The sequence below is a fragment of the Paraburkholderia sp. MM5384-R2 genome (assembly GCF_014201025.1).
Classification (GTDB): domain Bacteria; phylum Pseudomonadota; class Gammaproteobacteria; order Burkholderiales; family Burkholderiaceae; genus Paraburkholderia; species Paraburkholderia tuberum.
The window spans coordinates 576,381-601,749 of record NZ_JACHDI010000001.1 but is presented as its reverse complement, the minus strand read 5'-3'; the positions used below and the strand labels follow the sequence as shown (position 1 = coordinate 601,749).

The 25,369-nt window shown below is 63.9% G+C and carries 21 protein-coding genes and 1 pseudogene; 14 read left to right on the top strand and 8 right to left on the bottom strand.

Annotation, left to right across the window (positions count from 1 at the left end):
• The first annotated feature begins 39 nt into the window (after positions 1 to 39).
• The 3 genes from infB (at position 40) to truB (ending at position 4,563) form a co-directional block, all read left to right on the top strand.
• On the top strand, positions 40 to 2,961 hold the full coding sequence (gene infB / locus HDG37_RS02885; protein ID WP_184044121.1) for a translation initiation factor IF-2: 2,922 nt from the start codon (positions 40 to 42) through the stop codon (positions 2,959 to 2,961).
• A 222-nt stretch (positions 2,962 to 3,183) separates the two neighbouring features.
• Complete coding sequence (gene rbfA, locus HDG37_RS02880; RefSeq protein ID WP_008922231.1) at positions 3,184 to 3,549, top strand: 30S ribosome-binding factor RbfA; 366 nt, start codon at positions 3,184 to 3,186, stop codon at positions 3,547 to 3,549.
• 78 nt (positions 3,550 to 3,627) lie between these two features.
• Positions 3,628 to 4,563, top strand: a complete 936-nt coding sequence (gene truB / locus HDG37_RS02875) for a tRNA pseudouridine(55) synthase TruB (protein ID WP_184044119.1) — start codon at positions 3,628 to 3,630, stop codon at positions 4,561 to 4,563.
• A 124-nt stretch (positions 4,564 to 4,687) separates the two neighbouring features.
• Here truB and HDG37_RS02870 read toward each other — a convergent pair whose 3' ends face one another.
• From HDG37_RS02870 to HDG37_RS02855, 4 genes are all read right to left on the bottom strand, one after another.
• Positions 4,688 to 6,403, bottom strand: coding sequence for a DHA2 family efflux MFS transporter permease subunit (locus tag HDG37_RS02870; protein WP_260332718.1), 1,716 nt, complete (start codon positions 6,401 to 6,403; stop codon positions 4,688 to 4,690).
• Positions 6,285 to 7,526: an EmrA/EmrK family multidrug efflux transporter periplasmic adaptor subunit gene (locus HDG37_RS02865; protein ID WP_184044115.1), complete on the bottom strand. Its 1,242-nt coding sequence runs from the start codon at positions 7,524 to 7,526 to the stop codon at positions 6,285 to 6,287. The genes HDG37_RS02870 and HDG37_RS02865 overlap by 119 nt, the downstream gene beginning before the upstream one ends.
• 83 nt (positions 7,527 to 7,609) lie before the next feature.
• Positions 7,610 to 9,142 carry an efflux transporter outer membrane subunit gene (locus HDG37_RS02860; RefSeq protein WP_184044113.1) on the bottom strand — a complete coding sequence of 511 codons (1,533 nt, stop codon included), beginning with the start codon at positions 9,140 to 9,142 and terminating at the stop codon, positions 7,610 to 7,612.
• Between the two features lie 52 nt (positions 9,143 to 9,194).
• Complete coding sequence (locus tag HDG37_RS02855) at positions 9,195 to 9,710, bottom strand: MarR family winged helix-turn-helix transcriptional regulator (protein ID WP_184029907.1); 516 nt, start codon at positions 9,708 to 9,710, stop codon at positions 9,195 to 9,197.
• Between the two features lie 326 nt (positions 9,711 to 10,036).
• Here HDG37_RS02855 and typA point away from each other — a divergent pair, with 326 nt between their 5' ends.
• The 6 genes from typA to HDG37_RS02825 all read left to right on the top strand — a co-directional run bounded on the left by typA (position 10,037) and on the right by HDG37_RS02825 (position 19,873).
• Complete coding sequence (gene typA, locus HDG37_RS02850) at positions 10,037 to 11,866, top strand: translational GTPase TypA (protein WP_090804133.1); 1,830 nt, start codon at positions 10,037 to 10,039, stop codon at positions 11,864 to 11,866.
• A gap of 404 nt (positions 11,867 to 12,270) precedes the next feature.
• Entirely contained in the window at positions 12,271 to 15,132 is a 2,862-nt protein-coding gene (locus HDG37_RS02845) for a 2-oxoglutarate dehydrogenase E1 component (protein ID WP_184044111.1), read from the top strand.
• A 141-nt stretch (positions 15,133 to 15,273) separates the two neighbouring features.
• Positions 15,274 to 16,548: a 2-oxoglutarate dehydrogenase complex dihydrolipoyllysine-residue succinyltransferase gene (odhB, locus tag HDG37_RS02840; protein WP_184029896.1), complete on the top strand. Its 1,275-nt coding sequence runs from the start codon at positions 15,274 to 15,276 to the stop codon at positions 16,546 to 16,548.
• Between the two features lie 138 nt (positions 16,549 to 16,686).
• Positions 16,687 to 18,129, top strand: coding sequence for a dihydrolipoyl dehydrogenase (lpdA, locus tag HDG37_RS02835; protein ID WP_090804138.1), 1,443 nt, complete (start codon positions 16,687 to 16,689; stop codon positions 18,127 to 18,129).
• An 88-nt stretch (positions 18,130 to 18,217) separates the two neighbouring features.
• Positions 18,218 to 19,315, top strand: a complete 1,098-nt coding sequence (zapE, locus tag HDG37_RS02830; protein ID WP_184044109.1) for a cell division protein ZapE — start codon at positions 18,218 to 18,220, stop codon at positions 19,313 to 19,315.
• Positions 19,316 to 19,414: 99 nt separating this feature from the next.
• Entirely contained in the window at positions 19,415 to 19,873 is a 459-nt protein-coding gene (locus HDG37_RS02825; protein WP_184044107.1) for a transposase, read from the top strand.
• A gap of 159 nt (positions 19,874 to 20,032) precedes the next feature.
• Here the strand turns inward: HDG37_RS02825 and HDG37_RS02820 are convergent, their stop codons facing one another.
• Positions 20,033 to 20,518: a DUF2147 domain-containing protein gene (locus HDG37_RS02820; RefSeq protein WP_184044105.1), complete on the bottom strand. Its 486-nt coding sequence runs from the start codon at positions 20,516 to 20,518 to the stop codon at positions 20,033 to 20,035.
• 201 nt (positions 20,519 to 20,719) lie between these two features.
• Positions 20,720 to 21,007, bottom strand: a pseudogene (locus tag HDG37_RS02815) (ShlB/FhaC/HecB family hemolysin secretion/activation protein); the annotation flags it as partial.
• Between the two features lie 206 nt (positions 21,008 to 21,213).
• Here HDG37_RS02815 and HDG37_RS02810 point away from each other — a divergent pair.
• Entirely contained in the window at positions 21,214 to 21,930 is a 717-nt protein-coding gene (locus tag HDG37_RS02810) for a DUF2968 domain-containing protein (RefSeq protein WP_184044101.1), read from the top strand.
• A gap of 239 nt (positions 21,931 to 22,169) precedes the next feature.
• On the opposite strand, the gene HDG37_RS02805 is transcribed toward HDG37_RS02810, so the two are convergent.
• On the bottom strand, positions 22,170 to 22,361 hold the full coding sequence (locus tag HDG37_RS02805) for a hypothetical protein (protein WP_090805694.1): 192 nt from the start codon (positions 22,359 to 22,361) through the stop codon (positions 22,170 to 22,172).
• Positions 22,362 to 22,546: 185 nt separating this feature from the next.
• Between HDG37_RS02805 and HDG37_RS02800 the strand changes: the two genes are divergently transcribed.
• Positions 22,547 to 22,774: a hypothetical protein gene (locus HDG37_RS02800; RefSeq protein ID WP_184044099.1), complete on the top strand. Its 228-nt coding sequence runs from the start codon at positions 22,547 to 22,549 to the stop codon at positions 22,772 to 22,774.
• 30 nt (positions 22,775 to 22,804) lie between these two features.
• Here HDG37_RS02800 and hfq read toward each other — a convergent pair whose 3' ends face one another.
• A complete protein-coding gene (gene hfq, locus HDG37_RS02795; protein WP_184044097.1) occupies positions 22,805 to 23,278 on the bottom strand; it encodes an RNA chaperone Hfq in 474 nt (157 codons plus the stop codon).
• A gap of 439 nt (positions 23,279 to 23,717) precedes the next feature.
• Between hfq and HDG37_RS02790 the strand changes: the two genes are divergently transcribed.
• The 3 genes from HDG37_RS02790 to HDG37_RS02780 are packed head-to-tail and all read left to right on the top strand — an operon-like array spanning position 23,718 to position 25,351.
• On the top strand, positions 23,718 to 23,855 hold the full coding sequence (locus tag HDG37_RS02790; protein WP_184044095.1) for a hypothetical protein: 138 nt from the start codon (positions 23,718 to 23,720) through the stop codon (positions 23,853 to 23,855).
• A 27-nt stretch (positions 23,856 to 23,882) separates the two neighbouring features.
• Entirely contained in the window at positions 23,883 to 24,443 is a 561-nt protein-coding gene (locus HDG37_RS02785) for a sigma-70 family RNA polymerase sigma factor (RefSeq protein ID WP_184044094.1), read from the top strand.
• Complete coding sequence (locus HDG37_RS02780; RefSeq protein ID WP_184044092.1) at positions 24,443 to 25,351, top strand: anti-sigma factor; 909 nt, start codon at positions 24,443 to 24,445, stop codon at positions 25,349 to 25,351. The genes HDG37_RS02785 and HDG37_RS02780 overlap by 1 nt, the downstream gene beginning before the upstream one ends.
• Positions 25,352 to 25,369: the final 18 nt, after the last annotated feature.

Below are 25,369 nucleotides of genomic sequence, written 5' to 3'. Positions count from 1 at the left end.
CTAACCGCAAGGAATCGGTCCTTGCATTAAGAGGAATGAATGGCGAGTAACAACGTAGCCCAATTTGCCGCGGAACTGAAAATGCCTGCAGGCGTGCTGCTTGAGCAGCTGCAGGCAGCTGGCGTCACAAAAGCGAGCGAAGCCGACTCCTTGTCCGAAACGGACAAGGCGCGTCTGCTCGACCACTTGCGCAAGTCTCACGGCTCGACTGATGCAGACAAGCGCAAGATCACGCTGACGAAACGGCATACGTCGGAGATCAAGCAGTCCGATGCGACGGGCAAAGCTCGCACCATTCAGGTCGAGGTGCGCAAGAAGCGCACGTTCGTCCGCCGCGACGAGACTGTCGCGGAAGGCGGGGATGCATCGAATCATGTGGCCGAGAATGCGGACGCAGAAGATCTCGAACTGCAGCGTCGTGAGGAAGAAGCACGTCACGAAGCTGAGCTGCTCGAAAAGCAGGCGCAGGAGCTGAAGGCGCGCCAGGAACAGCTCGAGCGCGAAGAAGCCGACCGTCAGGCGCGCGAGCAGGCCGCGGAAGCCGAGCGTCAGCGCGCGGAAGAAGATGCAAAGAAGCGCGCAGCGGCTACGGCCGAGGCGGCGGCTCGCGAGAAGGCCCAGCAGGCGGCGGCGAAAGCCGCTGCACCGGTTGCCGAGAAGGCAAACGAGCAGGACGACGAACGCGCGGCAGCGGAACGCGCCGCGCAACGCGAAGCCGCGAAGAAAGCGGAAGACGCCGCGCGCGTGGCCGCCGAAAAGGCGCGCGCCGAACAGGAAGAAATCGCCAAGCGCCGCGCGGCGGCCGAAGCCGAAGCGCGCGCGATTCGCGAAATGATGAACACGCCGCGCAAGGCGCAGGTGAAGGCGCCGGAACCGGCACCGAAGCCCGCCGAGCCGGCCAAGGCGGCCGAAGCCAAGGGCACGCTGCATAAGCCGGCGCGTCCGGCTGGTGAAGCACCGGCGCGCCCGGCAGCGAGAAAGCCGGCAACCGCCGCGACTCCGGCGCCCGCGAGCGCACCGTCGGCGGGCGACAAGAAGAAGCCGGGCGGAGGTAAGAGCGGCTGGCAGGACGACGCAGCGAAGCGCCGCGGCATCAAGACGCGCGGCGATTCGAGCGGCGGCGTCGATCGTGGCTGGCGCGGCGGTCCGAAGGGGCGTGGCAAGCATCAGGAGCAGAGCACCACGTTCCAGGCGCCGACCGAACCGATCGTGCGTGAAGTGCATGTGCCGGAAACCGTCACGGTCGCGGATCTCGCGCACAAGATGGCGGTGAAGGCTTCGGAAGTCATCAAGGTGATGATGAAGCTCGGCCAGATGGTCACGATCAACCAGATGCTGGACCAGGAAACGGCGATGATCATCGTCGAGGAACTGGGCCACCATGCGCTCGCGGCGAAGCTGGACGATCCGGAAGCCATGCTGGTCGAAGGCGAAGCGAGCGACGCCGAAGCGCTGCCACGTCCGCCGGTCGTCACGGTGATGGGCCACGTCGACCACGGCAAGACCTCGCTGCTCGACTACATCCGCCGCGCGAAGGTTGCGGCAGGCGAAGCGGGCGGTATTACGCAGCACATCGGCGCCTACCACGTCGAAACCCCGCGCGGCGTGATCACGTTCCTCGACACGCCGGGTCACGAAGCCTTTACGGCAATGCGTGCCCGCGGTGCGAAGGCGACCGACATCGTGATCCTGGTGGTGGCCGCCGACGACGGCGTGATGCCGCAGACGAAGGAAGCGATCTCCCACGCGAAGGCTGGCGGCGTGCCGCTCGTCGTCGCGATCAACAAGATTGACAAGCCGGAAGCGAATCCGGAGCGCGTGAAGCAGGAGCTCGTCACGGAAGGCGTCGTGCCGGAAGAGTACGGCGGCGACTCGCCGTTCGTGCCGGTGTCGGCGAAGACCGGCGCGGGCATCGACGATCTGCTCGAAAACGTGCTGCTGCAGGCCGAGGTGCTGGAGCTGAAGGCACCGGTCGAATCGCCGGCCAAGGGTCTCGTCATCGAAGCGAAGCTTGACAAGGGTAAGGGTCCGGTCGCAACGATCCTCGTCCAGTCAGGTACGCTGAACCGCGGCGACGTCGTGCTGGCAGGCAGCGCCTACGGTCGCGTGCGTGCCATGCTCGACGAAACCGGCAAGCCGACCAAGTCCGCGGGTCCGTCGATCCCGGTCGAAATCCAGGGTCTGTCGGAAGTGCCGCAGGCTGGCGAAGAAGTAATCGTGATGCCGGACGAGCGCAAGGCGCGTGAAGTTGCGCTGTTCCGTCAGGGCAAGTTCCGCGACGTCAAGCTCGCAAAGCAGCAGGCCGCGAAGCTCGAGAACATGCTCGAGCAGATGGGCGAGGGCGAAGTGCAGTACCTGCCGCTCATCGTCAAGGCCGACGTGCAGGGTTCGCAGGAAGCGCTGGTGCAGTCGCTGCAGAAGCTCTCCACCGACGAAGTACGCGTGCAGATCGTGCACGGAGCGGTCGGCGGCATCAGCGAGTCGGACGTCAATCTCGCGACGGCGTCGAAGGCGGTCATCATCGGCTTCAACACCCGCGCGGATGCGCAGGCTCGCAAGCTCGCGGAAGCTAATGGCGTCGACATCCGCTACTACAACATCATCTACGACGCCGTGGATGACGTGAAGGCGGCAATGTCGGGCATGCTGGCGCCGGAGAAGCGCGAAGTCGTGACGGGCACGGTGGAAGTACGCCAGGTATTCAAGGTGCCGAAGGTCGGCACGGTGGCCGGCTGTATGGTCACGGACGGTTTCGTCAAGCGCTCGTCGTCGGTGCGCGTGCTGCGCAACAACGTCGTCATCTTCACGGGCGAACTCGATTCGCTCAAGCGGTTCAAGGACGATGTGAAAGAAGTCCGTCAGGGCTTCGAGTGCGGTATGTCGATCAAGAACTTCAACGATATCGTCGAAGGCGATCAGTTCGAAGTCTTCGAGGTCACCGAAGTCGCGCGTACGCTGTAATTCGCGCGGCACGGCACAACGGGCGGAACGGGCTTGACGCCCGCTCCGCCCGTTGTTTTTGAGCTCGCATTGTCGAGTTTGTTGCTGGCTTGGTTGCCGCGTTCGTCGCAAATGGACTCTCACCCCGCCGCGGCGACCGCGACGCCGTCGTATCGAACGAATATCGAACACGGCTCGCGCGAACCAATTTTTTGCATCCGTGTTAGCGGAGCACACAACACCATGCCTAAGAAACGTACTACTCCCAATCGCAACGTGCAGATCGCCGATCAGATCCAGCGCGACCTGGCTGAGCTTCTGCGCGAGGTCAAGGATCCGCGCATCGGCATCGTCACATTTCAGAGCGTCGAGCTAACGCCCGACTACGCGCACGCAAAGGTCTACTTCACGACGCTGACGGGCGACCCGCAGCAAACGCTCGAAGCGCTGACGCACGCTGCCGGCCATCTGCGCAATCTGCTGTTCAAGCGCCTGCATATCCACACGGTGCCGACGCTGCATTTCCACTACGACAAGACGATCGAGCGCGCCGTGGAGATGTCGCGTCTGATCGACGAGGCAAATTCCACGCGTGCGAAAGACGACTGAGCGTCTGCCATGCCGTGGCGTTCCATGTAGCGCGCGGCGCCGTTTTTCGCATTTCCCGAACGTTCTGCCTCCCTCGACATGACCGCACCTCAACGCCCCCGCGTGCCGCGTCGCGCGCTCGATGGCGTGCTGCTGCTCGACAAGCCGCTCGGCCTGTCGAGCAACGACGCGCTGGTTCGCGCGAAACGTCTTTATTTGGCGAAAAAGGCGGGCCACACCGGCACGCTCGATCCGCTGGCAACCGGCCTGCTGCCGCTGTGTTTCGGCGAGGCCACCAAGTTTTCGCAAGACTTGCTCGAAGCCGACAAGAGCTACGAGGCGACGATGCGCCTCGGTATCCGCACGACCACCGGCGACGCCGAAGGCGAGGCGTTCGACATCCGCGCCGTCGACTGCGACGAAGCGGCGGTGCGGGCGGCTTTGCCGAAATTCATCGGCGAGATCGTTCAGATTCCGCCGATGTACTCGGCGCTCAAGCGCGATGGCAAGCCGCTGTACGAGTACGCGCGCGCCGGCCAGACGGTCGAACGGGAAGGGCGGCAGGTGACGATTCGCGCGCTCGAGCTGATTGCGTGCGCGTTGCCGGATGTGACGTTTCGTGTGACGTGCAGCAAGGGCACCTATGTGCGCACGCTTGCCGAGGATATCGGCGAAGCGCTCGGCTGCGGCGCGCATCTGGTCGCGCTGCGGCGCACGGGCGTCGGCGCGCTGACGCTCGAGCATTCGGTCACGCTCGACGCGTTGTCCTACGCGACCGAACTCGAACGCGACGCATGGCTGCAGCCGGTCGACGCGCTGCTGTCCACGTTCCCGCAGGTCTGTCTGAACGACGATGACACGCGCCGCTTCCTTCACGGCCAGCGCCTGAAGCTGTCGTCGCTGACGATCGCCGCCGACGCGGCGAATGCCCCGCGCGTGAGGGTGTACTCGGCGCAGGGGCGGCTTCTGGGGGTCGCGAAGCCGGGCGAAGGCGTGCTCGCACCCGACCGTCTGATCGTGACGACGGAGAGCTAGAGGTCGCCGTTTTGCCAGCCCGGCGCGGACAATAAAAAAACGGGATCGCCATCGAGCGATCCCGTTTTGATCATGCCCTCCGGTGGAGCGGTGTCGAACTAAAGCAACACCACGAACACCCCCCTCAATGCGCCGCGGCCGCCGCCGCTCCCGCATCGCCGCCTGCCCGTTCCGGCCGCGTGATCCAGATCAGCGCGATCAGCGCGACAAAAATACCGGCCGAAATGAAGAACAGATCGTTTACGCCGAGCTGCGCGGCCTGCTGCGTGACCATGGTGTTGAAGAGACCATAGGTCTGCTGCTGATCCAGGCCCGCCGCGCCCATCTGATGAATCGATTGACCGAACGCCGGGTTGTAAGCATTCGCCTGTTCGGTCAGTTGCGCGTGATGCATGATCGTGCGGTGATCCCAGGCGGTCTGGAAGATCGACGTGCCGATACCGCCGCACATGATCCGCACGAAGTTCGACAGTCCCGAGGCCGCCGGAATCCGATGGCCCGGCAAGCCCGACAGCGTGATCGACACGAGCGGAATAAAGAAGCCGGCCATACCGATACCTTGAATCAGCGTGGGCAGCATCAGCGAGTACGTATCGACGCCCGTCGTATAACGCGAGCGCATCCAGAAACACAGCGCGAAAATCAGGAACGACAGCGTCGCGATATAGCGCGGATCGGTACGCGGCAGCACCTTGCCGGTCAGCGGCGACAACAGGATCGCGAACACACCGACGGGTGCCATCACGAGTCCGGCTTCGGTCGCCGTGTAGCCGATATCGGTCTGGAGCCACAGCGGCAACAGCACGAGATTGCCGAAGTAAAGCCCATAGCCGATCGACAGCGCGATCGTGCCGCCGGTGAAATTGCGCCGGCTGAACAGCGACAGATCAACCACCGGATGCTCGGCCGTCAACTCCCACACGATAAAAAACGCGAGCGCGATCACCGCGAGGAGCGCGAGCACGACGACCGTCGTCGACGAGAACCAGTCGAGGTTCTTGCCCTTGTCGAGCATCACCTGGAGCGAGCCGACCCAGACGATCAGAAGACCGAGGCCGACGCCGTCGATTGGCGCCTTCCTGATGAGCGAATCGCGGTTACGGAAGATCATCCACGTCGCGGCGGCCGCGACCGCGCCGACGGGAATGTTGACGTAGAAGATCCACGGCCACGAGATGTTGTCGGAAATCCAGCCGCCGAGGATCGGACCGGCAACCGGTGCGATCAGCGTGGTCATCGCCCACATCGATAGCGCCATCGGCGCCTTCGCGCGCGGATAGCTCGCGAGCAGCAGCGTCTGCGACAGCGGGATCATCGGGCCGGCCACCGCGCCTTGCAGCACGCGCGACGCAAGCAGGAACGGCAGGTTCGGCGACAGCCCGCACATCCATGACGACAGCACGAACAGCACGATCGACGCCATGAACAGCCGCACCTGGCCGATGCGGTCGGTGAGCCAGCCGGTCAGCGGCACCGAGATCGCGTTGGCCACCGCGAACGACGTAATCACCCATGTGCCCTGGTCGGACGATACGCCGAGGTCGCCGGAAATCGACGGGATCGACACGTTCGCGATCGACGTGTCGAGCACGTTCATGAACACGGCGAGTGATACCGCGATGGTGCCGATCACCAGTTGCGCGCCCTCGAGCGGCGGGTGAGGGACTTGCGCCTGAGCCTGAGCCATTAAAAGAGCCTTCCATGAATCATCGGGCGGACCATCAGCTCTTATGGGCCGCCGGTTTCGCGGCGGCCGCGGCGCTGGCCGCGGTCGACTTCTGCGCGCCGCCGTTCGAGTTCGTGCCGGCGTTTTCCGAGATGATGCGCGCGATTTCCGCATCGGCTTCCGCGCCGTACTTGTCGAAGACGTTGGTCTGGTAAGTCGTGGACGGCGCCTGACCGAGCTGGCCGCCGGTGTCGTCCTTGATGTTCACGTCAGCTTGCATCGACAGACCGATACGCAGCGGATGCTTCTCCAGTTCCTGCGGATCGAGCGAAATACGCACCGGCAGGCGCTGCACGACCTTGATCCAGTTGCCGGTCGCGTTCTGCGCGGGCAGCAGCGAGAACGCCGAACCCGTGCCGGCCGAGAAGCCGACCACCTTGCCGTGATACGGCACCGACGAGCCGTAGACGTCGGCCGTCAGTTCGACCGGCTGGCCGATGCGCATGTGCTTCAGTTGCACTTCCTTGAAGTTCGCCTCGACCCACACGTCATGCAGCGGCACGATCGCCATCAGCGGCGAGCCGGGCGATACGCGCTGGCCGACCTGCACGGAGCGTTTTGCGACATAGCCTGTGACCGGCGCCGGCAGAGTATTGCGAGCGTGGTTCAGGTATGCGTCGCGCAGCTTCGCGGCGGCGGCCTGCACGTTCGGGTGATCGGCGATCGTGGTGTTCGCGGTCAGCGCGCGGTTTGCCGCGAGTTGCTGTTTGGCGGCGTCGAGCGCGGCTTGCGCGCTCTTCACGGAGTCGCGTGCGTGCGAAATTTCTTCCTGCGATACCGCGCCGGTCTGCGCGACCGTCATACGGCGCTTCAAGTCGTCCTGGGCGCGCGACAGATCGGCCTGGCTCGCCGCGACCCGCGCTTCGTACTGGCTGTCGTCGGCGAACAGACCGCGCACCTGGCGTACCACCTGCGCAAGATTGGCCTCGGCCTGTTCGAGTGCGACGCGCGCGTCGGCCGGGTCGAGCACGACGAGCGGGTCGCCGGCCTTGACGACCTGGGTGTCGTCCGCGTTGACCGCGATCACGGTGCCCGTGACCTGCGGGGTGATCTGCACGACGTTGCCGCTCACGTAGGCATCGTCGGTGTCTTCATGGAAGCGCGCGACGAGGAAGTAGTACAGGCCGTACGCGACCGCGGCAATCAGGATCACGATGACGAGCAGCGTCATCATGCGCTTGCGTTTGCCGTTGTTCGCCGCTTGCGGTGGAGTGGCGGGCTGCTGGGGGGTGCTCATTGATGTGCTCCGGGTTCTTTTGAACGTCGTCGTTTATTCGGGTGTTCGTGTGTATGCGTGTGCGTCGGCGCGGGCGGGCTCGCTCAGTTCGCGGCGGTGCTCGTGGCGTGGCTCGCGGCGTGGTTCGTGGCGTTGGCCGATGCGGGAGCATCGGTCGGCACGACGAGACCGGTCTGGGTTGCGTCGAAGCCGCCGCCCAGCGCCTTGATCAGACCGATCTGCAGACTACGGCGGCGCATCTGCAGGCCCGTGACCGTCTGCTCGGCGGCAAGGCGGTTTTCGTCGGCGGTGAGCACCTGCAGCTGCGGCGACAGGCCGGCCTTGTAGCGGATCACGGCGAGCTGGTACGCCTTGCTCGACGCGTCGAGCGCGCGCTGGGCGTCACCCTCCTGGCGGTCGATCGAGCGGATCGACGACACCTGCGTCGAGACGTCCTGCAGCGCGTTGATCAGCGTCTGGTTGTAGTTCGCGACGTCGCCCTCGAAGTCGGCGTAGCGGCCCTTCAACTGCGCGCGCAACGCGCCGGCGTCGAAGATCGGCAGATGGATCGCCGGGCCGAACTGGATCTGACGGCTCGACGCGGTCAGGAAACGGCCCCAGCCGAACGCGTCGAAGCCGAAGCCGGCCGCGAGATTCACGTCCGGGTAGAACTCGGCTTTCGCTTCCTTCACGTCATGCATCGCGGCTTCGACCTGCCAGCGCGCGGCGACGATGTCCGCGCGACGCGCCACGAGGTCGGCCGGGATGTTGTCCGGCAGAGCGACCATGTCGCCGCCGGTGAGCACCGGCTTGTCGATCTGCAGGCCACGGTCCGGGCCTTTGCCGAGCAGCGCGCCCAACTGGTAGCGCACGACGGTGATCTGGCCGTCGAGGTCGGTCAGGTTCGACTGGCTCGTCGCGACGTTGCCGGCGGCGGTCTGCTTCTCGACGTTGGTGTCGAGGCCGGCCGTCACGCGGTCATTCGTGATACGGCCGACGTCCTGGCGGTTCGCGATTTCACGCGCGGCGATGTCGCGGAACGCATACAGCTGCGAGAGCTGGTTGTAGGTGCTCGCGACCGACGCGGCGAGCGTCACGCGCGCCTGCTGCATATCGGCCTCGGCGGCTTTCTGCTGCGACACGGCCTGGCCGAGCCGCTGACGGTTCTTGCCCCACAGGTCGAGATCCCACGACGCGCTCGCGAGCACGTTGTTCTCGCTATACCAGGTGCCGCCGAACGGAGGCGGGTAAAGGGAGTTTGCCGAGTACAGCTCGCGGGTCCACGAATAGCTCGCGCTGACCTTCGGGAACAGCGCTGCGCGCGAGCTTTCGATATACGACGAAGCCTTTGCGAGCCGCGCTTGCGCCTGGGCGATCGACGGGCTGCCCTCGAGCGCTTCCGCGATCAGCTTCGGCAGTTGCGGGTCGCCGAACTGGTTGGCCCAGTCGAACGATGGCCACTGCCCGCCCTCGTTGGGCAGACTCTGCGTCGACTCGTACTGCGTCGGCGACGCGATCTGCTTGTCGCTTTTGACGCCGAAGTAGTTCGCGCACCCCGTGAGGGCGAGCGCCGTCACCGCGGCGGCGACTGCGGCGCGGCTCGACAGCGCGGGCGCGGACAGGGAAAGGGATTTCATCGCTCGACTCTTCTTTGAGTGGAATGTATTGATGGACGCAGCAAGCAAGCTATTACGATTTGCTATCGGGATGGCTTGCGGCGTCGCGGGAAAGTCCCGTGTGTTCGCCGGAATTAACGAGCACGCGACGCAGCATGCTCTTCAGGAAGCCCACTTCTTCCGGGGTGAACCCGTTCAGCAGGTTATCGAGCACGCCATTGAAAATGGCCGGCATGCGAGCCGCGATCGCATGGCCTTCCGGCGTCAACGCGAGGCGCACGACGCGCCGGTCTTCGTTACTGCGCACCCGCGTGAGCAGGCCGCGCTTCTCGAGCCGATCGATCAGGCGCGTGACGGCGCTTGCGTCGATACCGTATTCACGCGCCAACTCAGCCGCGAGCAGGCATTTGCCGCTCGCCACCATGAACAGGATGCTGCCTTGCTGGCTGGTGATGCCGAGTTCGGCCATGCTGCGCTGCGTGATCAGGTTTGATAGGGTCGATTTCACCCGCGAGATGAGATAGCCGACACTTTCGCCGAGCTGGTACTCGCTGAGATCCGGCGTGGATTCGTTGGACGGCTCCGTCATGATTCTCGTGCGAATGCAATGGTTGACTAGGCATTAGTATAGCTGGCTGTTGATTGACGCGACAAGCGTTAATACAGCTTAGGCAAGGATTATTTCGCGCTCAAGCAACAAACCGTACGGAATGACGTAGGGCGGGGCAAGGTGCGATTCGCGCAACTCGCGCAGGCGCGGGGAGCGGACGGTCTATCGGGGAATACCAGAAAAGGATCATCCGTGCGTGCTATAATTTCGGGTTCCCAAAAGTGCGCTTTGGGCTTGTTGTCGTGGTTTGGCTCCTCAACCAGCAGCATAAGCAAGCGGCGCACTCAACCGTCTTCAGGTTTCCTATGACCCGCGCCCTACGCAACATCGCCATCATTGCTCACGTCGACCACGGCAAGACCACGCTCGTCGACCAGCTCCTCCGTCAGACCGCCACGTTCCGCGAGAACCAGCAGATCGCCGAGCGCGTCATGGACTCGAACGACATCGAAAAAGAGCGCGGCATCACGATCCTGTCGAAGAACTGCGCGGTGGAGTACGAGGGCACGCACATCAATATCGTCGACACGCCGGGGCACGCCGACTTCGGCGGCGAAGTGGAGCGCGTGCTGTCGATGGTCGACTCGGTGCTGCTGCTCGTCGACGCGGTGGAAGGCCCGATGCCGCAAACCCGCTTCGTCACGAAGAAGGCGCTCGCACTGGGTTTGAAGCCGATCGTCGTGGTCAACAAGGTCGACCGTCCGGGCGCGCGGATCGACTGGGTGATCAACCAGACCTTCGACCTGTTCGACAAGCTCGGCGCCAGCGAAGAGCAGCTCGACTTTCCGATCGTCTACGCATCGGGCCTGAACGGCTACGCGGGTCTCACGCCTGATGTACGCGACGGCGACATGCGTCCTTTGTTCGAGGCAATCCTGCAGCACGTGCCGGTGCGCCCGGCCGACCCGGAAGGTCCGCTGCAACTGCAAATCACGTCGCTCGACTACTCGTCGTACGTTGGTCGTATCGGCATTGGCCGTATCACGCGCGGCCGCATCAAGCCGGGCATGGCCGTCGCGGTGCGGTCGGGCCCGGAAGGCGAAATCCTCAATCGCAAGATCAACCAGGTGCTGTCGTTCAAGGGTCTCGATCGCGTGCAGGTCGACTCGGCCGAGGCGGGCGACATCGTGCTGATCAACGGTATCGAGGAAGTGGGCATCGGCGTGACGATCTGCTCGCCGGAACAGCCGGAAGCGCTGCCGATGATCACCGTCGACGAACCCACGCTGACGATGAACTTCCTCGTCAACTCCTCGCCGCTCGCGGGCCGTGAAGGCAAGTTCGTCACGAGCCGCCAGATTCGCGACCGCCTGATGAAGGAACTGAATCACAACGTCGCGCTGCGCGTGCGCGATACCGGCGACGAAACGACGTTCGAAGTGGCCGGCCGCGGTGAGCTGCACCTGACCATTCTGGTCGAAAACATGCGCCGCGAAGGCTACGAGCTGGCCGTGTCGCGTCCGCGCGTCGTGATGCAGGAAATCGACGGCGAGAAGCACGAGCCGTACGAAAATCTGACCGTCGACATGGAAGACCCCCACCAGGGCGGGGTGATGGAAGAACTTGGCCGCCGCAAGGGCGAAATGCTCGACATGGCATCGGACGGCCGTGGCCGCACGCGTCTCGAGTACCGTATTTCGGCGCGTGGTCTGATCGGCTTCCAGTCGGAATTCCTCACACTCACGCGCGGTACGGGTCTGATGAGCCACACGTTCGATTCTTACCAGCCGGTCAAGGAAGGCGCGGTCGGCGAACGTCGCAACGGCGTGCTGATCTCGCAGGACGACGGCGCGGCAGTCGCATACGCATTGTGGAAGCTGCAGGACCGCGGCCGCATGTTCGTGGCGCCGGGAGAAGCGCTGTATGAAGGCATGATCATCGGCATCCACAGCCGCGACAACGATCTCGTCGTGAACCCGATCAAGGGCAAGCAGCTTACCAACGTGCGCGCGTCTGGCACCGACGAAGCCGTGCGTCTCGTGCCGCCGGTTCAGCTGTCGCTCGAATACGCGGTCGAGTTCATCGACGACGACGAGCTGGTCGAAGTCACGCCAAAGTCGATCCGTCTGCGCAAGCGCTACCTGAAGGAACACGAGCGCCGCAGCGCGAGCCGCAACAAGGTTGCCGGCGAATAAGCCGGACTCGAATATCCGTCTGGATAGCAGGAAGCGGAAGCCACCTTCGGGTGGCTTCCTTGTTTTTGGCGCATCAAAACGTTTGGCGCTGCATCATGCCTGCCACTTTCCGGGGCGGCACACATGTAGACACCCATTGCGCCGTTCGCCTTCATTTCTCACAGAACACTGTTGCGCGCTGGAAAAGGCACCCCGTCGCCCGCGAAACGCCCGCCATCACAGGCTTTGCGCCTGTGCCGTTCGCTATCTGGGCTATTCGTTCTGTGCTATGCTCCCGGGTGCAAAGTTTTAGGTCCTTCCAAGCAAGACTTGATTCGCGCAATCCGCTAAACGGTCAGGCCGTGTCGCGGAAGGTTCGGTAACCCGCTATTTCTCGAGAAACTCGAAGAAAGGTGAGCGTAAAAATGATGAAGCAATTCCAGTCGAACTCTTATCTGTTCGGCGGCAATGCTCCGTACGTTGAAGAAATGTACGAAGCGTATCTCGATAATCCGGCGTCAGTGCCCGAGACCTGGCGCAGCTATTTCGATGCGTTGCAGAACGTGCCCGCATCGGACGGCAGCAACGCCAACGACGTGGCCCACGGCCCGATCGTCGAATCGTTTGCCCAGCGCGCCAAGGCCAATGCCTTCCTGCCGCGCGCAACGACCGGCGGCGAAGATCTCGCAACCGCCCGCAAACAGGTTTACGTCCAGTCCCTCATCGGCGCATATCGCTTCCTCGGCTCGCAATGGGCCAATCTCGATCCTCTGAAGCGCCGCGAGCGTCCCGCGATCCCCGAACTTGAACCCGCGTTCTACGACTTCACCGAAGCCGACATGGACCAGGAGTTCAGCGCAACGAATCTGTACTTCGGGTTCGAGCGCGCGACGCTGCGCGAGATCGTCAAAGCCCTGCGCGACACGTACTGCGGCACGATCGGCGCCGAGTACATGTACATCAGCGATCCGGAGCAGAAGCGCTGGTGGAAGGAACGCCTCGAATCGATCCGTTCGACGCCGAGCTTCAACAACGACAAGAAGAAGCACATCCTGAATCGCCTGACGGCCGCCGAAGGCCTCGAGCGTTTCCTGCACACCAAGTACGTCGGCCAGAAGCGCTTCTCGCTCGAAGGCGGCGAGAGCTTCATCGCGGCGATGGACGAAGTCGTGCGTCACGGCGGTCTGCGCGGCGTTCAGGAAATCGTCATCGCGATGGCACACCGTGGCCGTTTGAACGTGCTGGTCAATACGCTCGGCAAGATGCCGGCAGACCTGTTCGCCGAATTCGAAGGCAAGCACGTCGATGATCTGCCGGCTGGCGACGTGAAGTACCACAAGGGCTTCTCGTCGGACGTCGCGACGGAAGGCGGCCCGGTTCACCTGTCACTCGCGTTCAACCCGTCGCACCTCGAAATCGTCAACCCGGTGGTCGAGGGCTCGGCGAAGGCGCGTATGGACCGTCGCGGCGACGAAAACGGCGTTCAGGTGCTGCCGGTGCAGATCCACGGCGACGCGGCTTTCGCCGGCCAGGGCGTCGTGATGGAAACGCTGAACCTCGCGCAAACGCGCGGTTACGGCACGCACGGCACGCTGCACATCGTCATCAACAACCAGATCGGCTTCACGACGTCGGACCCGCGCGACTCGCGCTCCACGTTGTACTGCTCGGACGTCGTCAAGATGATCGAAGCGCCGGTGCTGCACGTGAACGGTGACGATCCCGAAGCGGTCGTGCTGGCCACCCAGATGGCGATCGACTTCCGCATGCAGTTCCACAAGGACGTCGTCGTCGACATCGTCTGCTTCCGCAAGCTGGGCCACAACGAGCAGGACACCCCGGCGGTCACGCAGCCGCTGATGTACAAGACGATTTCGAAGCACCCCGGCACGCGTGCGTTGTACGCTGAAAAGCTCGTTCAGCAGGGCGTCATCAAGGCCGAGGATGGCGAGGAATTCGTCAAGGCTTATCGCAGGGCGATGGACGAGGGCCACCACACGGTCGATCCGGTGCTCTCGAACTACAAGAGCAAGTACGCGGTGGACTGGGTGCCGTTCCTGAACCGCAAGTGGACCGACGCGGCCGACACGGCCGTGCCGCTCGCGGAACTGAAGCGCCTCGCCGAACGCATCACCACGATTCCGGAAAACTTCAAGGTTCACCCGCTCGTCGAGCGCGTGATCAACGACCGTCGCGCCATGGGCCGCGGCGAAGCGAAGCTCGACTGGGGCATGGGCGAGCACCTCGCGTTCGCATCGCTGGTCGCATCCGGTTATGCCGTGCGCCTGACCGGTCAGGATTCGGGCCGCGGCACGTTCACGCACCGTCACGCAGTGCTGCACGACCAGAACCGCGAGCGCTGGAACGACGGCACCTACGTGCCGCTGCAGAACATCGCCGAAGGTCAGGCGAAGTTCACGGTGATCGACTCGGTGCTGTCGGAAGAAGCGGTGCTCGGCTTCGAATACGGTTACTCGACCGCTGAACCGAACACGTTCGTCGCGTGGGAAGCGCAGTTCGGCGACTTCGTGAATGGCGCGCAAGTCGTGATCGACCAGTTCATCTCGTCGGGCGAAGTGAAGTGGGGCCGCGTATCGGGCCTGACCATGCTGCTGCCGCACGGCTACGAAGGCCAGGGTCCGGAGCACTCGTCGGCGCGTATCGAGCGTTTCCTGCAACTGTGCGCAGACCACAACATGCAGGTCGTTCAGCCGACCACGCCGGCGCAGGTCTTCCACCTGCTGCGTCGCCAGATGATCCGCCTGTTCCGCAAGCCGCTGATCGTCGCGACGCCGAAGTCGTTGCTGCGTCACAAGGAAGCCGTGTCGGATCTGTCGGAACTCGCGAAGGGTTCGTTCCAGCCGGTCATCGGCGAAGTGGACGAAACCATCGACGCGAAGAAGGTCAAGCGCGTGCTGGCCTGCTCGGGCCGCGTGTACTACGACCTGGTCGCGCATCGCCGCGAAGCGAAGGTGAACGACGTCGCTATCATCCGTATCGAACAGCTCTATCCGTTCGCGCACAAGCAGTTCGAAGCGGAAATGAAGAAGTACGACAACGCAACCGAAGTGGTGTGGGTGCAGGACGAGCCGCAGAATCAGGGCCCGTGGTTCTACATCGAGCACCATCTGAAGGAAGGCATGAAGGAAGGGCAGAAGCTGGCGTACAGCGGCCGTCCGGCTTCGGCTTCGCCGGCAGTCGGCTACTACGCGAAGCACTACGAGCAGCAGAAGGCGCTGATCGAAGGCGCTTTCGGCCGTCTCAAGAGCGCGTCGATCGCTAAATAAAGAAACAGACGAGCCGGGAAAGCGCAGTGCGCTTTCCCGCGCCGCGCCGAACGTTTCCCATGAGGTTCAGGCGCGGCGTTCACGGTTCGCAGGCGGTCGTGAAGAAGCGCCGTCACCCGATACGTATTCAGGATACTCATAATGGCTATTGTTGAAGTCAAGGTTCCCCAGCTCTCCGAGTCGGTCTCGGAAGCGACCATGCTGCAGTGGAAGAAGAAGCCGGGCGAGGCTGTCGCTCAGGACGAAATCCTCATCGAAATCGAGACCGACAAGGTCGTGCTCGAAGTGCCGGCACCGGCAGCAGGCGTGCTCGCGCAAGTCATTTCGAACGACGGCGACACGGTCACGGCTGAGCAGGTGATCGCGAAGATCGACACGGAAGGCACCGCAGGCGCCGCCGCTGTCGAAGCCGAAGTGAAGCCGGCTCCGGTCGCTGCCGCGGCTCCCGCACCGGCGGCTCAGGCCGCTGTCGCGACGGGGTCGAACACCGCTGCTTCGCCGGCTGCCGGCAAGCTGATGGCAGAGAAGGGTCTGGCTGCGGGCGACGTCGCCGGCACCGGCCGCGACGGCCGTATCACGAAGGGCGACGTGCTCGTCGCCGGCCAGGCTGCTCCGGCTGCCAAGGCCGCACCGGCTCCGGCTGCCGCACCGAAGGCTGCGAAGCCGTCGCTGCCGGACGTCAAGGCCCCGGCATCGGCCGATCAATGGCTGAAGGACCGTCCGGAACAGCGCGTGCCGATGTCGCGTCTGCGTGCTCGTATCGCCGAGCGTCTGCTCGAGTCGCAGCAAACCAACGCCATCCTCACGACGTTCAACGAAGTGAACATGGCGCCGGTCATGGAACTGCGCAACAAGTACAAGGACAAGTTCGAGAAGGAACACGGCGTGAAGCTCGGCTTCATGTCGTTCTTCGTGAAGGCGGCTGTTCACGCGCTGAAGAAGTTCCCGCTCGTGAACGCGTCGATCGACGGTAACGACATCGTCTATCACGGCTACTTCGACATCGGTATCGCTGTCGGTTCGCCGCGCGGTCTGGTGGTGCCGATCCTGCGCAATGCAGATCAGCTGAGCCTCGCCGACATCGAGAAGAAGATCGCCGAATTTGGCCAGAAGGCGAAGGACGGCAAGCTGTCCATCGAAGAAATGACCGGCGGTACGTTCTCGATCTCGAACGGCGGCGTGTTCGGCTCGATGCTGTCCACCCCGATCATCAATCCGCCGCAGTCCGCGATTCTCGGCGTGCACGCCACCAAGGAACGCGCAGTGGTCGAAAACGGCCAGATCGTGATCCGCCCGATGAACTACCTCGCGCTGTCGTACGACCACCGTATCATCGACGGCCGCGAAGCAGTGCTGTCGCTGGTCGCGATGAAGGATGCGCTGGAAGATCCGGCTCGCCTGCTGCTCGACCTCTAAGCGCACGTTCCACCGACGCCGGCCCGTGGTTTGCGCGGGCCGGCGTCATCCGTAGCACGTCTTTAGCATTCCGCAGTACAGGAACGGCGCGCGCCACCTCGAGTGGCCCGGCGCCGTTCCGCCATCAAAGGGATTGTCATGTCCAAAGAATTTGACGTCGTCGTGATCGGCGCGGGCCCAGGCGGTTATATCGCCGCCATTCGCGCAGCGCAGCTCGGCAAGACCGTCGCATGTATCGAAAAGTGGAAGAACCCGGCCGGCACGCTGAAGCTCGGCGGCACCTGCCTGAACGTCGGCTGCATTCCGTCGAAGGCGCTGCTCGCTTCGTCGGAAGAGTTCGAGAACGCGTCGCATCACCTTGCCGACCACGGCATCTCGGTGGAAAACGTTTCGGTCGATATCTCGAAGATGATGGGCCGCAAGGACGGCATCGTCGAGAAGATGACCAAGGGCATCGAATTCCTGTTCCGCAAGAACAAGATCACGTGGCTCAAGGGCCATGGCAAGTTCACCGGCAAGACGGACGCCGGCGTGCAGATCGAAGTGAGCGGCGAAGGCGAAGATGGTGCAAGCAGCGAAGTCGTCACGGCGAAGAACGTGATCATCGCAACGGGTTCGAAGGCGCGTCATCTGCCGGGCATTCCGGTCGACAACAAGCTGATCGCCGACAACGAAGGCGCACTCTCGTTCGACACGGCACCGAAGAAGCTCGCCGTGATCGGCGCAGGCGTGATCGGTCTGGAACTCGGCTCGGTGTGGCGCCGCCTCGGCGCGGACGTGACCGTGCTCGAAGCGCTGCCGGAATTCCTCGGCGTGGCTGACCAGGCGCTGTCGAAGGAAGCGGCCAAGCAGTTCAAGAAGCAAGGTCTCGACATCCACGTCGGCGTGAAGGTCGGCGAAGTGAAGACGAGCGCGAACGGCGTGACGATCGCCTACACGGACAAGGACGGCAACGCGCAGACGCTCGAAGCCGACCGCCTGGTCGTGTCGGTCGGCCGCGTGCCGAACACCGACAACCTCGGCCTCGAAGCGATCGGCCTGAAGGCCAACGAGCGCGGCTTCATCGACGTGGACGACCACTGCGCGACGGCCGTGCCGAACGTGTACGCGATCGGCGACGTGGTGCGTGGCCCGATGCTCGCGCACAAGGCTGAGGACGAAGGCGTGCTGGTTGCCGAAGTGATCGACGGTCAGAAGCCGCACATCGACTACAACTGCATTCCGTGGGTGATCTACACCGAACCGGAAATCGCATGGGTCGGCAAGACGGAGCAGCAACTGAAGGCGGAAGGCCGCGAGATCAAGACCGGCCAGTTCCCGTTCATGGCTAACGGCCGCGCGCTCGGCATCAACAAGGCGGACGGATTCGTCAAGATGATCGCCGACGCGAAGACCGACGAACTGCTCGGCGTGCACATCATCTCGGCGAACGCATCGGACCTGATCGCGGAAGCAGTGGTGGCGATGGAGTTCAAGGCGGCGTCGGAAGACATCGGCCGTATTTGCCATCCGCACCCGTCGCTGTCGGAAGTCATGCGCGAAGCGGCACTCGCCGTCGACAAGCGCGCGCTGAACATGTAAGCACGCACGCCTGACCGAAACGCAACCTTGGCATCACCAAAGGCGGGCGGGGTTCAATCCCTCCCGCCTTTCTTTTTGCAGCAACACGATGAACGTCACCGAATACTACGAAAAAGAACTGCAGACGCGCGGTTATCAATCCGATCCGGCGCAGCGCGCGGCGGTCGACCGCCTGCAGCGGTGCTATGAAGAGTGGGTCGCATACAAGTCGCGCCGCTCGAACGCGTTCAGGAAGCTGATCATTCACCCCGATCTGCCGCGTGGCGTGTACATGTGGGGCGGCGTGGGCCGCGGCAAGAGCTTCCTGATGGACAGCTTCTACATGATCGCGCCGTTGCATCGCAAAACCCGTCTGCACTTCCACGAGTTCATGCGCGAAGTGCATCGCGAACTCGAAGAACTCAAAGGCCGGGCCGATCCGCTCGACGAACTCGCGCGGCGCATTGCGAAGCGCTATCGGCTGATCTGTTTCGACGAATTCCACGTGTCGGATATCGCCGACGCGATGATCCTGTATCGCCTGCTCGACAAGCTGTTCGAGAACGGCGTGCAGTTCGTGATGACGTCAAACTACGCGCCCGACACGCTGTACCCCGACGGCCTGCATCGCGACCGCATGCTGCCCGCGATCGAACTGATCAAGCAGAAGCTCGACGTGATCAACGTCGACGCGGGGATCGATTATCGCCAGCGCACGCTCGCGCAGGTGGAGGTCTATCACACGCCACTGGACGCCGCCGCCGGCAAGGCGCTGCGCGACGCCTTCGCGCGCCTCGCCGCGGTGCCCGACGAAAGCCCGCTGCTGCATATCGAGAAGCGCGAGCTGAAGGCGCTGCGCCGCGCGGACGGCGTGGTCTGGTTCGACTTCGCGACGCTGTGCGGTGGCCCGCGCTCGCAGAACGACTACCTCGAACTCGCGACCCGCTTTCACGCGGTGATCCTGTCGGACGTGCCGCAGATGTCGGTGCGCATGGCGTCGGAAGCGCGCCGCTTCACGTGGCTCATCGACGTGTTCTACGACCACAAGGTCAAGCTGTTGATGTCGGCTGCGGTGCCGCCGGAGCAGTTGTACGTCGACGGTCCGATGGCTAATGAATTCACGCGTACGGTGTCGCGCATCGTCGAGATGCAGTCGAAGGAGTATCTCGACACGCCGCGCCGGATCGTCGACACGTCCCTAACCTGAGCTACCGCGCACGACACATTTTCAGGTTTCGGAGTGGTCTGATATTCCGCGCACGGATGACTGGCTATCTTTTGTCGTTGTTCTGACAAAGGAGGAAGCATGAACCCGTATCGCGAAATCACCGATGAAGAATGGCAGCGCGTTGCGCCACTGCTGCCCGAACTCCGGCCGCGTACCGAAATGCGTGGCCGTCCACTTGCCGATACCCGCTCGGTGCTCAACGGCGTGCTTTGGGTCATGTATAGCGGCGCCGCCTGGTCCAAAATGCCGCGCCGCTACCCGTCATATCAGACCTGTCATCGCCGCTTCAAGTCGTGGTACGAATCGGGCGTGCTCAAGCACGTCACGGAGCAACTGCTCGACACCGCGAGCGAAGATTTCTGCAGATTGATGGAAGCGCGTATGCGCACGCACGCGAGCGTGCAGCACAAGCGCGCCGCGTCCAAGCGCGTGCCCGCGGCGTTTCGTGTTCCGGCCGCCGGATACAATCCGGTACCGGCCACGTCGGTGCCGGCGTCGCCGATCGCTTACGCTGCACCGCTCAAGCAGGCAGCATGAGCATCGCAAACAGCTTGCCCCAATGAAAACGGCCGCGCGATTCTTGATCGCCGGCCGTTTTTTATGTTGCACCTCCTGGCGCAGAGGGCGCATCGTTGCAGCATCATGCGCACATTCAGGCGACGTGCCAGGCGCCACGCATGCGCCGCACGTCGACCCTCATTGCTGCCGTATCCACGTTTGCGAGCGGCCAAGCAGCGCGACCCCAATGTAGCCACGCACCACGAGCTTGTTGCCGCCGTCCTCGAGATGCATCTTGCATTTGTAGACCTTGCCGTTTTCAGGATCGAGAATCTGGCCGTGATCCCATGCGTCGCCATCCTTCTTCATGCTGTTGATGATGGTCATGCCGAGGACCGGTTGATCCTTGCGCGCGTCGGTGCATTCGGTGCAACGGCGATCCGGCTGGTCGTTCGCGCCGAGACCCTTGATAACCTTGCCGTTCAGTTCGCCATTGCCGTCTTGAGTGATCTGCACGAGCGCCTTCGGCTGGCCCGTGTGATCGTCGATGGTTTGCCACGTGCCGATCGGTGTATTGGTCTGCGCCATCGCGGTCACGGCGCTGGCGAGCAGGGCGCCGGCGAGCGCGGCGTGACGGGCGGTGCGCAGCGCAAGCGCGCCGGCACGTCGAGTCAATTGCGTCATTGCCTTCCTCCTTGATATGAGACAGCGCGATCATGGTCGCGCGGCGTTATGGGCATCGTGGTCGGATGTTCGGTACTAGCCCTCGCGATGCGCAACGGTGCCAGCGGTGTGCCGTTTGCATCGTCGGCGCAGAATACGCGAAAGTGCATGCGTCGTTTGATAGTGGAGCTTCTAATCCGCTCGCGGCACTTCTGAAGCGTGTCAATTCAGCTGGTAGCAGAACCTCGCGTTGATGCGCGGACTGTGCGATGCGCTCTCCACCGGCGCATCACCGACCGCTTTTCCGACGGACACATCGAGGCTGTCGCAGTGCGCATATGTGAAGCCGAGCGTGACCGGCCGGTTGGCCTCGACCGTCGCGCCCCAGCCGGAATCGCCCGACGCATCGCCCGGCTCATGGCATGTCCTCGCCGACGAGCGGTGTGTGAAGCGTTGCGCGACTTCGTCGAACGAAATCAACTTCCCGCCGTCGACCTGCGCGGTCAGGTTCGGACCGCGGTGGGGCGCCTCGATCAGCGGCAGGGAATCGAACGGATCGTCGTCTACCGCTGCGCCGGTGAGGCGGGACTACGCTTGTGCCTGTTATAGAAGCAAACGCGCAAGTACCATATTTCCGACGAAGATCCCGAAATCCGCCAAAGTGAGTAATAATTCCCCGTTTTCTACTAAAACAAAATCTGTTCAACAGGTATCACATGGACCGAAAGTCGAAGCTACGAGAGATTGCTCTGGCCGCATGCATCGTATTGGGGGCCCTTCAGGGCGCGAATGCACAGGCTCTGCAGAACAGTGGTGCGAGCGGTACGGTCGTGTCCCAGCCGGGTACGACGAGTGCGTTGCCCGACACCTCGCAGGCCGGCCAGGCGGAGACCACTGCACTGACGCCGGATGAAAACCGGCAATCCGCCACCGGGAACGTGGCTGAATTGCAGCAGATGATCCACGGCCCGGATCTGAGCGAATTGCGCACCACGTATAACGGCAGCTATGGCGCGAGCCTGCTGTTCTACGGCAAGGAGATGACCTACTACGTCGCGCTGTTCCAGCAGAAAAACTTCTGGCGCGTGATCAAGTCGCAGGACGCCGCGCGCGCCGAGCTGATCTACAAGGATTTCGCGCGGCAGACGATGCAACTGTCGGACATCGAGATCCGCCGTACGCAACTCGAAGCGCAGAAGGCGTTCACGCAGCGCATGGTCGCGCTGTCGCAGGAACGCGCAAGCCGGCTGCAGGCCGACCTCGACGTCGCGCGTCAGCAGCAAAGCATCGTCGCGAGCCAGCAGGAGCAGAAGCGCGCCGAGGCGACCGAACTGGCGCAGCAGAAGGCCGCCGCGCAGGATCAGTTGCGCGTCGCGCAGCGCCAGGTGCGCGACCTGCAGCGTCAGCTCAATAACGGCTTGCCGGTGCATTGAGCACGACGGTGTGAGCCTGGGTGGAGTTGGCGGGACGGCGCGGAAATCGGTGCGCCGTCCGGCTCGTCCGCGGGCGTTACCGTCGTTATGTTTGATCGGTGCTTTCCGCACCCCGCCAGCCCGCGCATCGTACTTTTACCGCCGGGCTTTTCGGCATTTGCACTCGGCATTTTTCGCGAGCCCTGACGGCTCGTTGCCGCGTCGTTGTGCGCCGTCGTACGACGCAAGACGGCGCGACTTCAATGCCGCTTGCGCGTATCCGCTTGCGTTTTGCGCATCCGTTCGCGAGGCGGCTGCGTCACGTCGACGGCGATCGGATCGCTGGCGGGAAAGCTCTCCATCAGCGCTTCGTCGAGGCGCGTATCGGCGGACGTCGGGGGCGTCCGGCGCGTGCGCGCCGGTCGGGAGGCATGCTGGTTTTTGCTGGTCATGGCGCGCTCCATCGGTAGAGAGTCAATCATTCAGCATAGCGCATCGCGGCTATCGGCGAACGACCGCCAGATGGCGCAGGCGCGTCGTTTAAAGCCGGCCGGCATCGATTCGTTCTCCGAGTGGTGTCCCGGCCGCGCTCGAGCCGCGAACGACACCTCCATCGATCCATCACACAGCGAACCAGATGAACGGGAAAAAGCCGGCGGGCTCGCGACGAGTGCTCGCAGCCCACGTCGTGGAAGCCGAACTGGAACACCTGGATTGGGCGACGCGGCAACCGGCGCTGCACCTGTTCGACGCCGGCTACTGGCGCCGCCGCGTGCTGGCGGTCAAGGGGAGATTCGAGCTGACCGAGCGTCAGCTGACCCAACTGGAGAAAATTCTGCGGCGCCTCGGTTCGTCCGCGGAGTAGCGAGGCGCGGCCGCTACAGCTTCTTCGTATTTATTCCTGATTGCCGCCGGAGCTGCCGCCGCCGTGGTTGCCGCCATGATTGCCGCTTTCGCCGCCGGTGCCGAACAGACGCCGCCGCCGCGTGACGACCACCGGACCTTCGGAGTTGCCGCTGCGCTCGCTCGGCGCGCGTTCCGCCGACGGCGTGCCGTACGATTCACGCCCTTCGCGCGGCTCGCGATGTTCGCGCGAACCATGGGGACCGCGCGCGCCATGTTCGCCATGCGACGTTCGGCCGGTGCGCGGCGCCGGCCGCGTGCCGGTGTCGAGCTGGATCGTGGAGATCGCGCGCTTGTAGATGCCTTGCAGGCCAACCGGCGTGCGCAGCATCACCAGGTACTGATCGAACGACTCGATGCATCCGGTCAGGCGGATGCCGTTGACCAGATAGATTTCGACGCGCTTTCGTTCCTTGCGCGCAGCGTTCATGAAGTCGTTTTGCGGATGCGATTCTGCGGAAGCCATGGACAATTCAGGTTAGATAGACGGTGGTTCGCCGCGATTTTACCCTTTCTACCCTATGCGGGGGCAGAACGCGTCGACGGGGGCGAACTTTGTCCACTATAACGACTTGTGAGCACATAAGCATCCGATAACGCGGGACTGTAACGTTGAGTTACGAATCTGCTGGGCAATGTCGTCTACTTCCGGTCTCTCCAGGCATTGCCGGCATGGTTGGCGGAAAAAGAAGAACATAGGGGCATGTTGCGCCATCACGGCGGCGGCGTCGAAGCGCCGCGAAAAAGCCCGGAGAAACAGCGCAGCGAAACAGCGCCACGACGGCGATGGAATAAACCACGCGATCGCGGCGTTAAGTCCAGTATGGCAGCACCGCATCCCGCGGCCTGCCGCCCGCCGCGCCGGTCGGTCGATCGCGTGCCGGGCATCTGCCAGGAGGCTCACCATGAAAGCATCCCGTATTCTGTCAGCGCTCTTCGTCCTGCTCGCGCTCGCGTGCGGCTCCCTCGCGCACGCGGCCGATCCCGACAACGCCGCGTCGGGTTCGAGCAGCAACAGCAACAGCAGCGGCGGCGGCTACTAACCGCCGCGACCGGGCCTGGCACGCCGGGTGACATTCGAAGCGGAAGTGATCGCGTGGCTGCCCCAGCTGCGCCGCTATGCGCGCGCACTGACGGGCGACCGCGCCTGGGCCGACGATCTCGTGCAGGATACGGCGGAGCGTGCGCTTGCGCGCTGGTCGGCATTCCGGCCGAACAGCAACCTGCGCGCGTGGCTGCTGACGATCCTGCGGCATCTGTACATCGACCAGCTGCGCGGGCGCCGCGAGATCGCCGTCGACGACGAAAGCGCGCCGTGGCGCAATCTCGAGGCGCCGCACGGCGAGGTCGACGGTCTGGTGCTGCGCGACGTGCAGCGCGCGCTGTACTGCCTGCCACTCGAGCAGCGTGAGGTGCTGCTGCTGGTGTGCGTCGAGGAGCTGTCGTACCAGGAGGCATCGAGCGCGCTGGGGGTGCCGATCGGTACGGTGATGTCGCGGCTGTCGCGCGCGCGCGAGCATATGCGCGCGTTGCTGTGCGAGGAGCCGCCAGGGCCGATGCACGGACCGCAGCCCCGTGCGCCGCGGGCGGCGCATGAAGTCGCGCCGCTGAAAGTGGTGAGAAACCGATAATGAACCACGATGACTCCGATTCCGGCTTGCATGACGAGCTCGATCTGCGCGCGCTGTCGGCCTATGTCGATGGCGAATTGCCGGAAGAGCAGCGCGCCGCGATCGAAACGCAGCTTCGCCAGCATCCGCAGGCCACCGCGCGCGTGGCCGCGTGGCGCGCGCAGAAGACGGCGCTGCGGGCGCTGTGCGGCGCGCCGGACAGCGATGCGCGGCAAGCGCAAGCAGGGCAGCGGGCCGACGATCGGCAGCAAGCCGCTGAAGCCGGCGAGCGAAGCTATGCAGGCAGCCAGCCCACGGAGGCGGAGGAGCCGGCTTTTATCGTCGTGCGTCGGACGCGGCCGTGGTGGCAGCGCGCGGGTCTCGCCGCCTGCTGGCTCGCGGCCGGCGCCGGGCTCGCGCTGGCCCTCGGTCCGCTCGCCCCGCGGCTGACCGGCGGCGCGTGGAGCGGCTTCGGCGGACAGCCGGCCGGTTTTGCGCAGCGCGCGGATGTCGCGTACGCGGTGTACTCGCCGGAGCGGCGTCATCCGGTCGAAGTCGCCGCGAGCGAAGAGGAGCATCTGATCACCTGGCTGTCGAAGCGGCTGAATCGTCCGCTGTCGGTGCCGTCGCTGCAGGAGTATGGTTATTCGCTGGTGGGCGGCCGCCTGTTGCCCGGCGAGGCCGGGCCGGCTGCGCAGTTCATGTACGAGAACCAGGCCGGCGCGCGCCTGACGCTGTACGTGACCGGCGTCACACGCGACGAAACCGCGTTCCGCCTGTTCCGCGACGGCAACCGCCGCACCTTCTACTGGATCAGCGACGGCATGGGCTACGCGCTGTCTGGCGCGATCGCGGAAGGCAAGCTGCGCGAGATCGCGATCGACGTGTGCAGCGAGCTCGGTGGTAAGCCCGAGACGTGGCAGCAGTAGCGGGCGGTAGCGTGTCGT

What these genes read in the sequence shown, in the direction of transcription:
- HDG37_RS02805 (WP_090805694.1), bottom strand. Translation starts at nt 22,361, where the DNA reads ATGACCAGCAAAAACCAGCATGCCTCCCGACCGGCGCGCACGCGCCGG.
- lpdA (WP_090804138.1), top strand. Translation starts at nt 16,687, where the DNA reads ATGTCCAAAGAATTTGACGTCGTCGTGATCGGCGCGGGCCCAGGCGGT.
- HDG37_RS02825 (WP_184044107.1), top strand. Translation starts at nt 19,415, where the DNA reads ATGAACCCGTATCGCGAAATCACCGATGAAGAATGGCAGCGCGTTGCG.
- HDG37_RS02790 (WP_184044095.1), top strand. Translation starts at nt 23,718, where the DNA reads ATGAAAGCATCCCGTATTCTGTCAGCGCTCTTCGTCCTGCTCGCGCTC.
- HDG37_RS02855 (WP_184029907.1), bottom strand. Translation starts at nt 9,710, where the DNA reads ATGACGGAGCCGTCCAACGAATCCACGCCGGATCTCAGCGAGTACCAG.
- HDG37_RS02865 (WP_184044115.1), bottom strand. Translation starts at nt 7,526, where the DNA reads ATGAGCACCCCCCAGCAGCCCGCCACTCCACCGCAAGCGGCGAACAAC.
- odhB (WP_184029896.1), top strand. Translation starts at nt 15,274, where the DNA reads ATGGCTATTGTTGAAGTCAAGGTTCCCCAGCTCTCCGAGTCGGTCTCG.
- HDG37_RS02800 (WP_184044099.1), top strand. Translation starts at nt 22,547, where the DNA reads ATGAACGGGAAAAAGCCGGCGGGCTCGCGACGAGTGCTCGCAGCCCAC.
- HDG37_RS02845 (WP_184044111.1), top strand. Translation starts at nt 12,271, where the DNA reads ATGATGAAGCAATTCCAGTCGAACTCTTATCTGTTCGGCGGCAATGCT.
- HDG37_RS02820 (WP_184044105.1), bottom strand. Translation starts at nt 20,518, where the DNA reads ATGACGCAATTGACTCGACGTGCCGGCGCGCTTGCGCTGCGCACCGCC.
- HDG37_RS02810 (WP_184044101.1), top strand. Translation starts at nt 21,214, where the DNA reads ATGGACCGAAAGTCGAAGCTACGAGAGATTGCTCTGGCCGCATGCATC.
- rbfA (WP_008922231.1), top strand. Translation starts at nt 3,184, where the DNA reads ATGCCTAAGAAACGTACTACTCCCAATCGCAACGTGCAGATCGCCGAT.
- typA (WP_090804133.1), top strand. Translation starts at nt 10,037, where the DNA reads ATGACCCGCGCCCTACGCAACATCGCCATCATTGCTCACGTCGACCAC.
- HDG37_RS02870 (WP_260332718.1), bottom strand. Translation starts at nt 6,403, where the DNA reads ATGCGGAAATCGCGCGCATCATCTCGGAAAACGCCGGCACGAACTCGA.
- truB (WP_184044119.1), top strand. Translation starts at nt 3,628, where the DNA reads ATGACCGCACCTCAACGCCCCCGCGTGCCGCGTCGCGCGCTCGATGGC.
- HDG37_RS02780 (WP_184044092.1), top strand. Translation starts at nt 24,443, where the DNA reads ATGAACCACGATGACTCCGATTCCGGCTTGCATGACGAGCTCGATCTG.
- infB (WP_184044121.1), top strand. Translation starts at nt 40, where the DNA reads ATGGCGAGTAACAACGTAGCCCAATTTGCCGCGGAACTGAAAATGCCT.
- HDG37_RS02860 (WP_184044113.1), bottom strand. Translation starts at nt 9,142, where the DNA reads ATGAAATCCCTTTCCCTGTCCGCGCCCGCGCTGTCGAGCCGCGCCGCA.
- zapE (WP_184044109.1), top strand. Translation starts at nt 18,218, where the DNA reads ATGAACGTCACCGAATACTACGAAAAAGAACTGCAGACGCGCGGTTAT.
- hfq (WP_184044097.1), bottom strand. Translation starts at nt 23,278, where the DNA reads ATGGCTTCCGCAGAATCGCATCCGCAAAACGACTTCATGAACGCTGCG.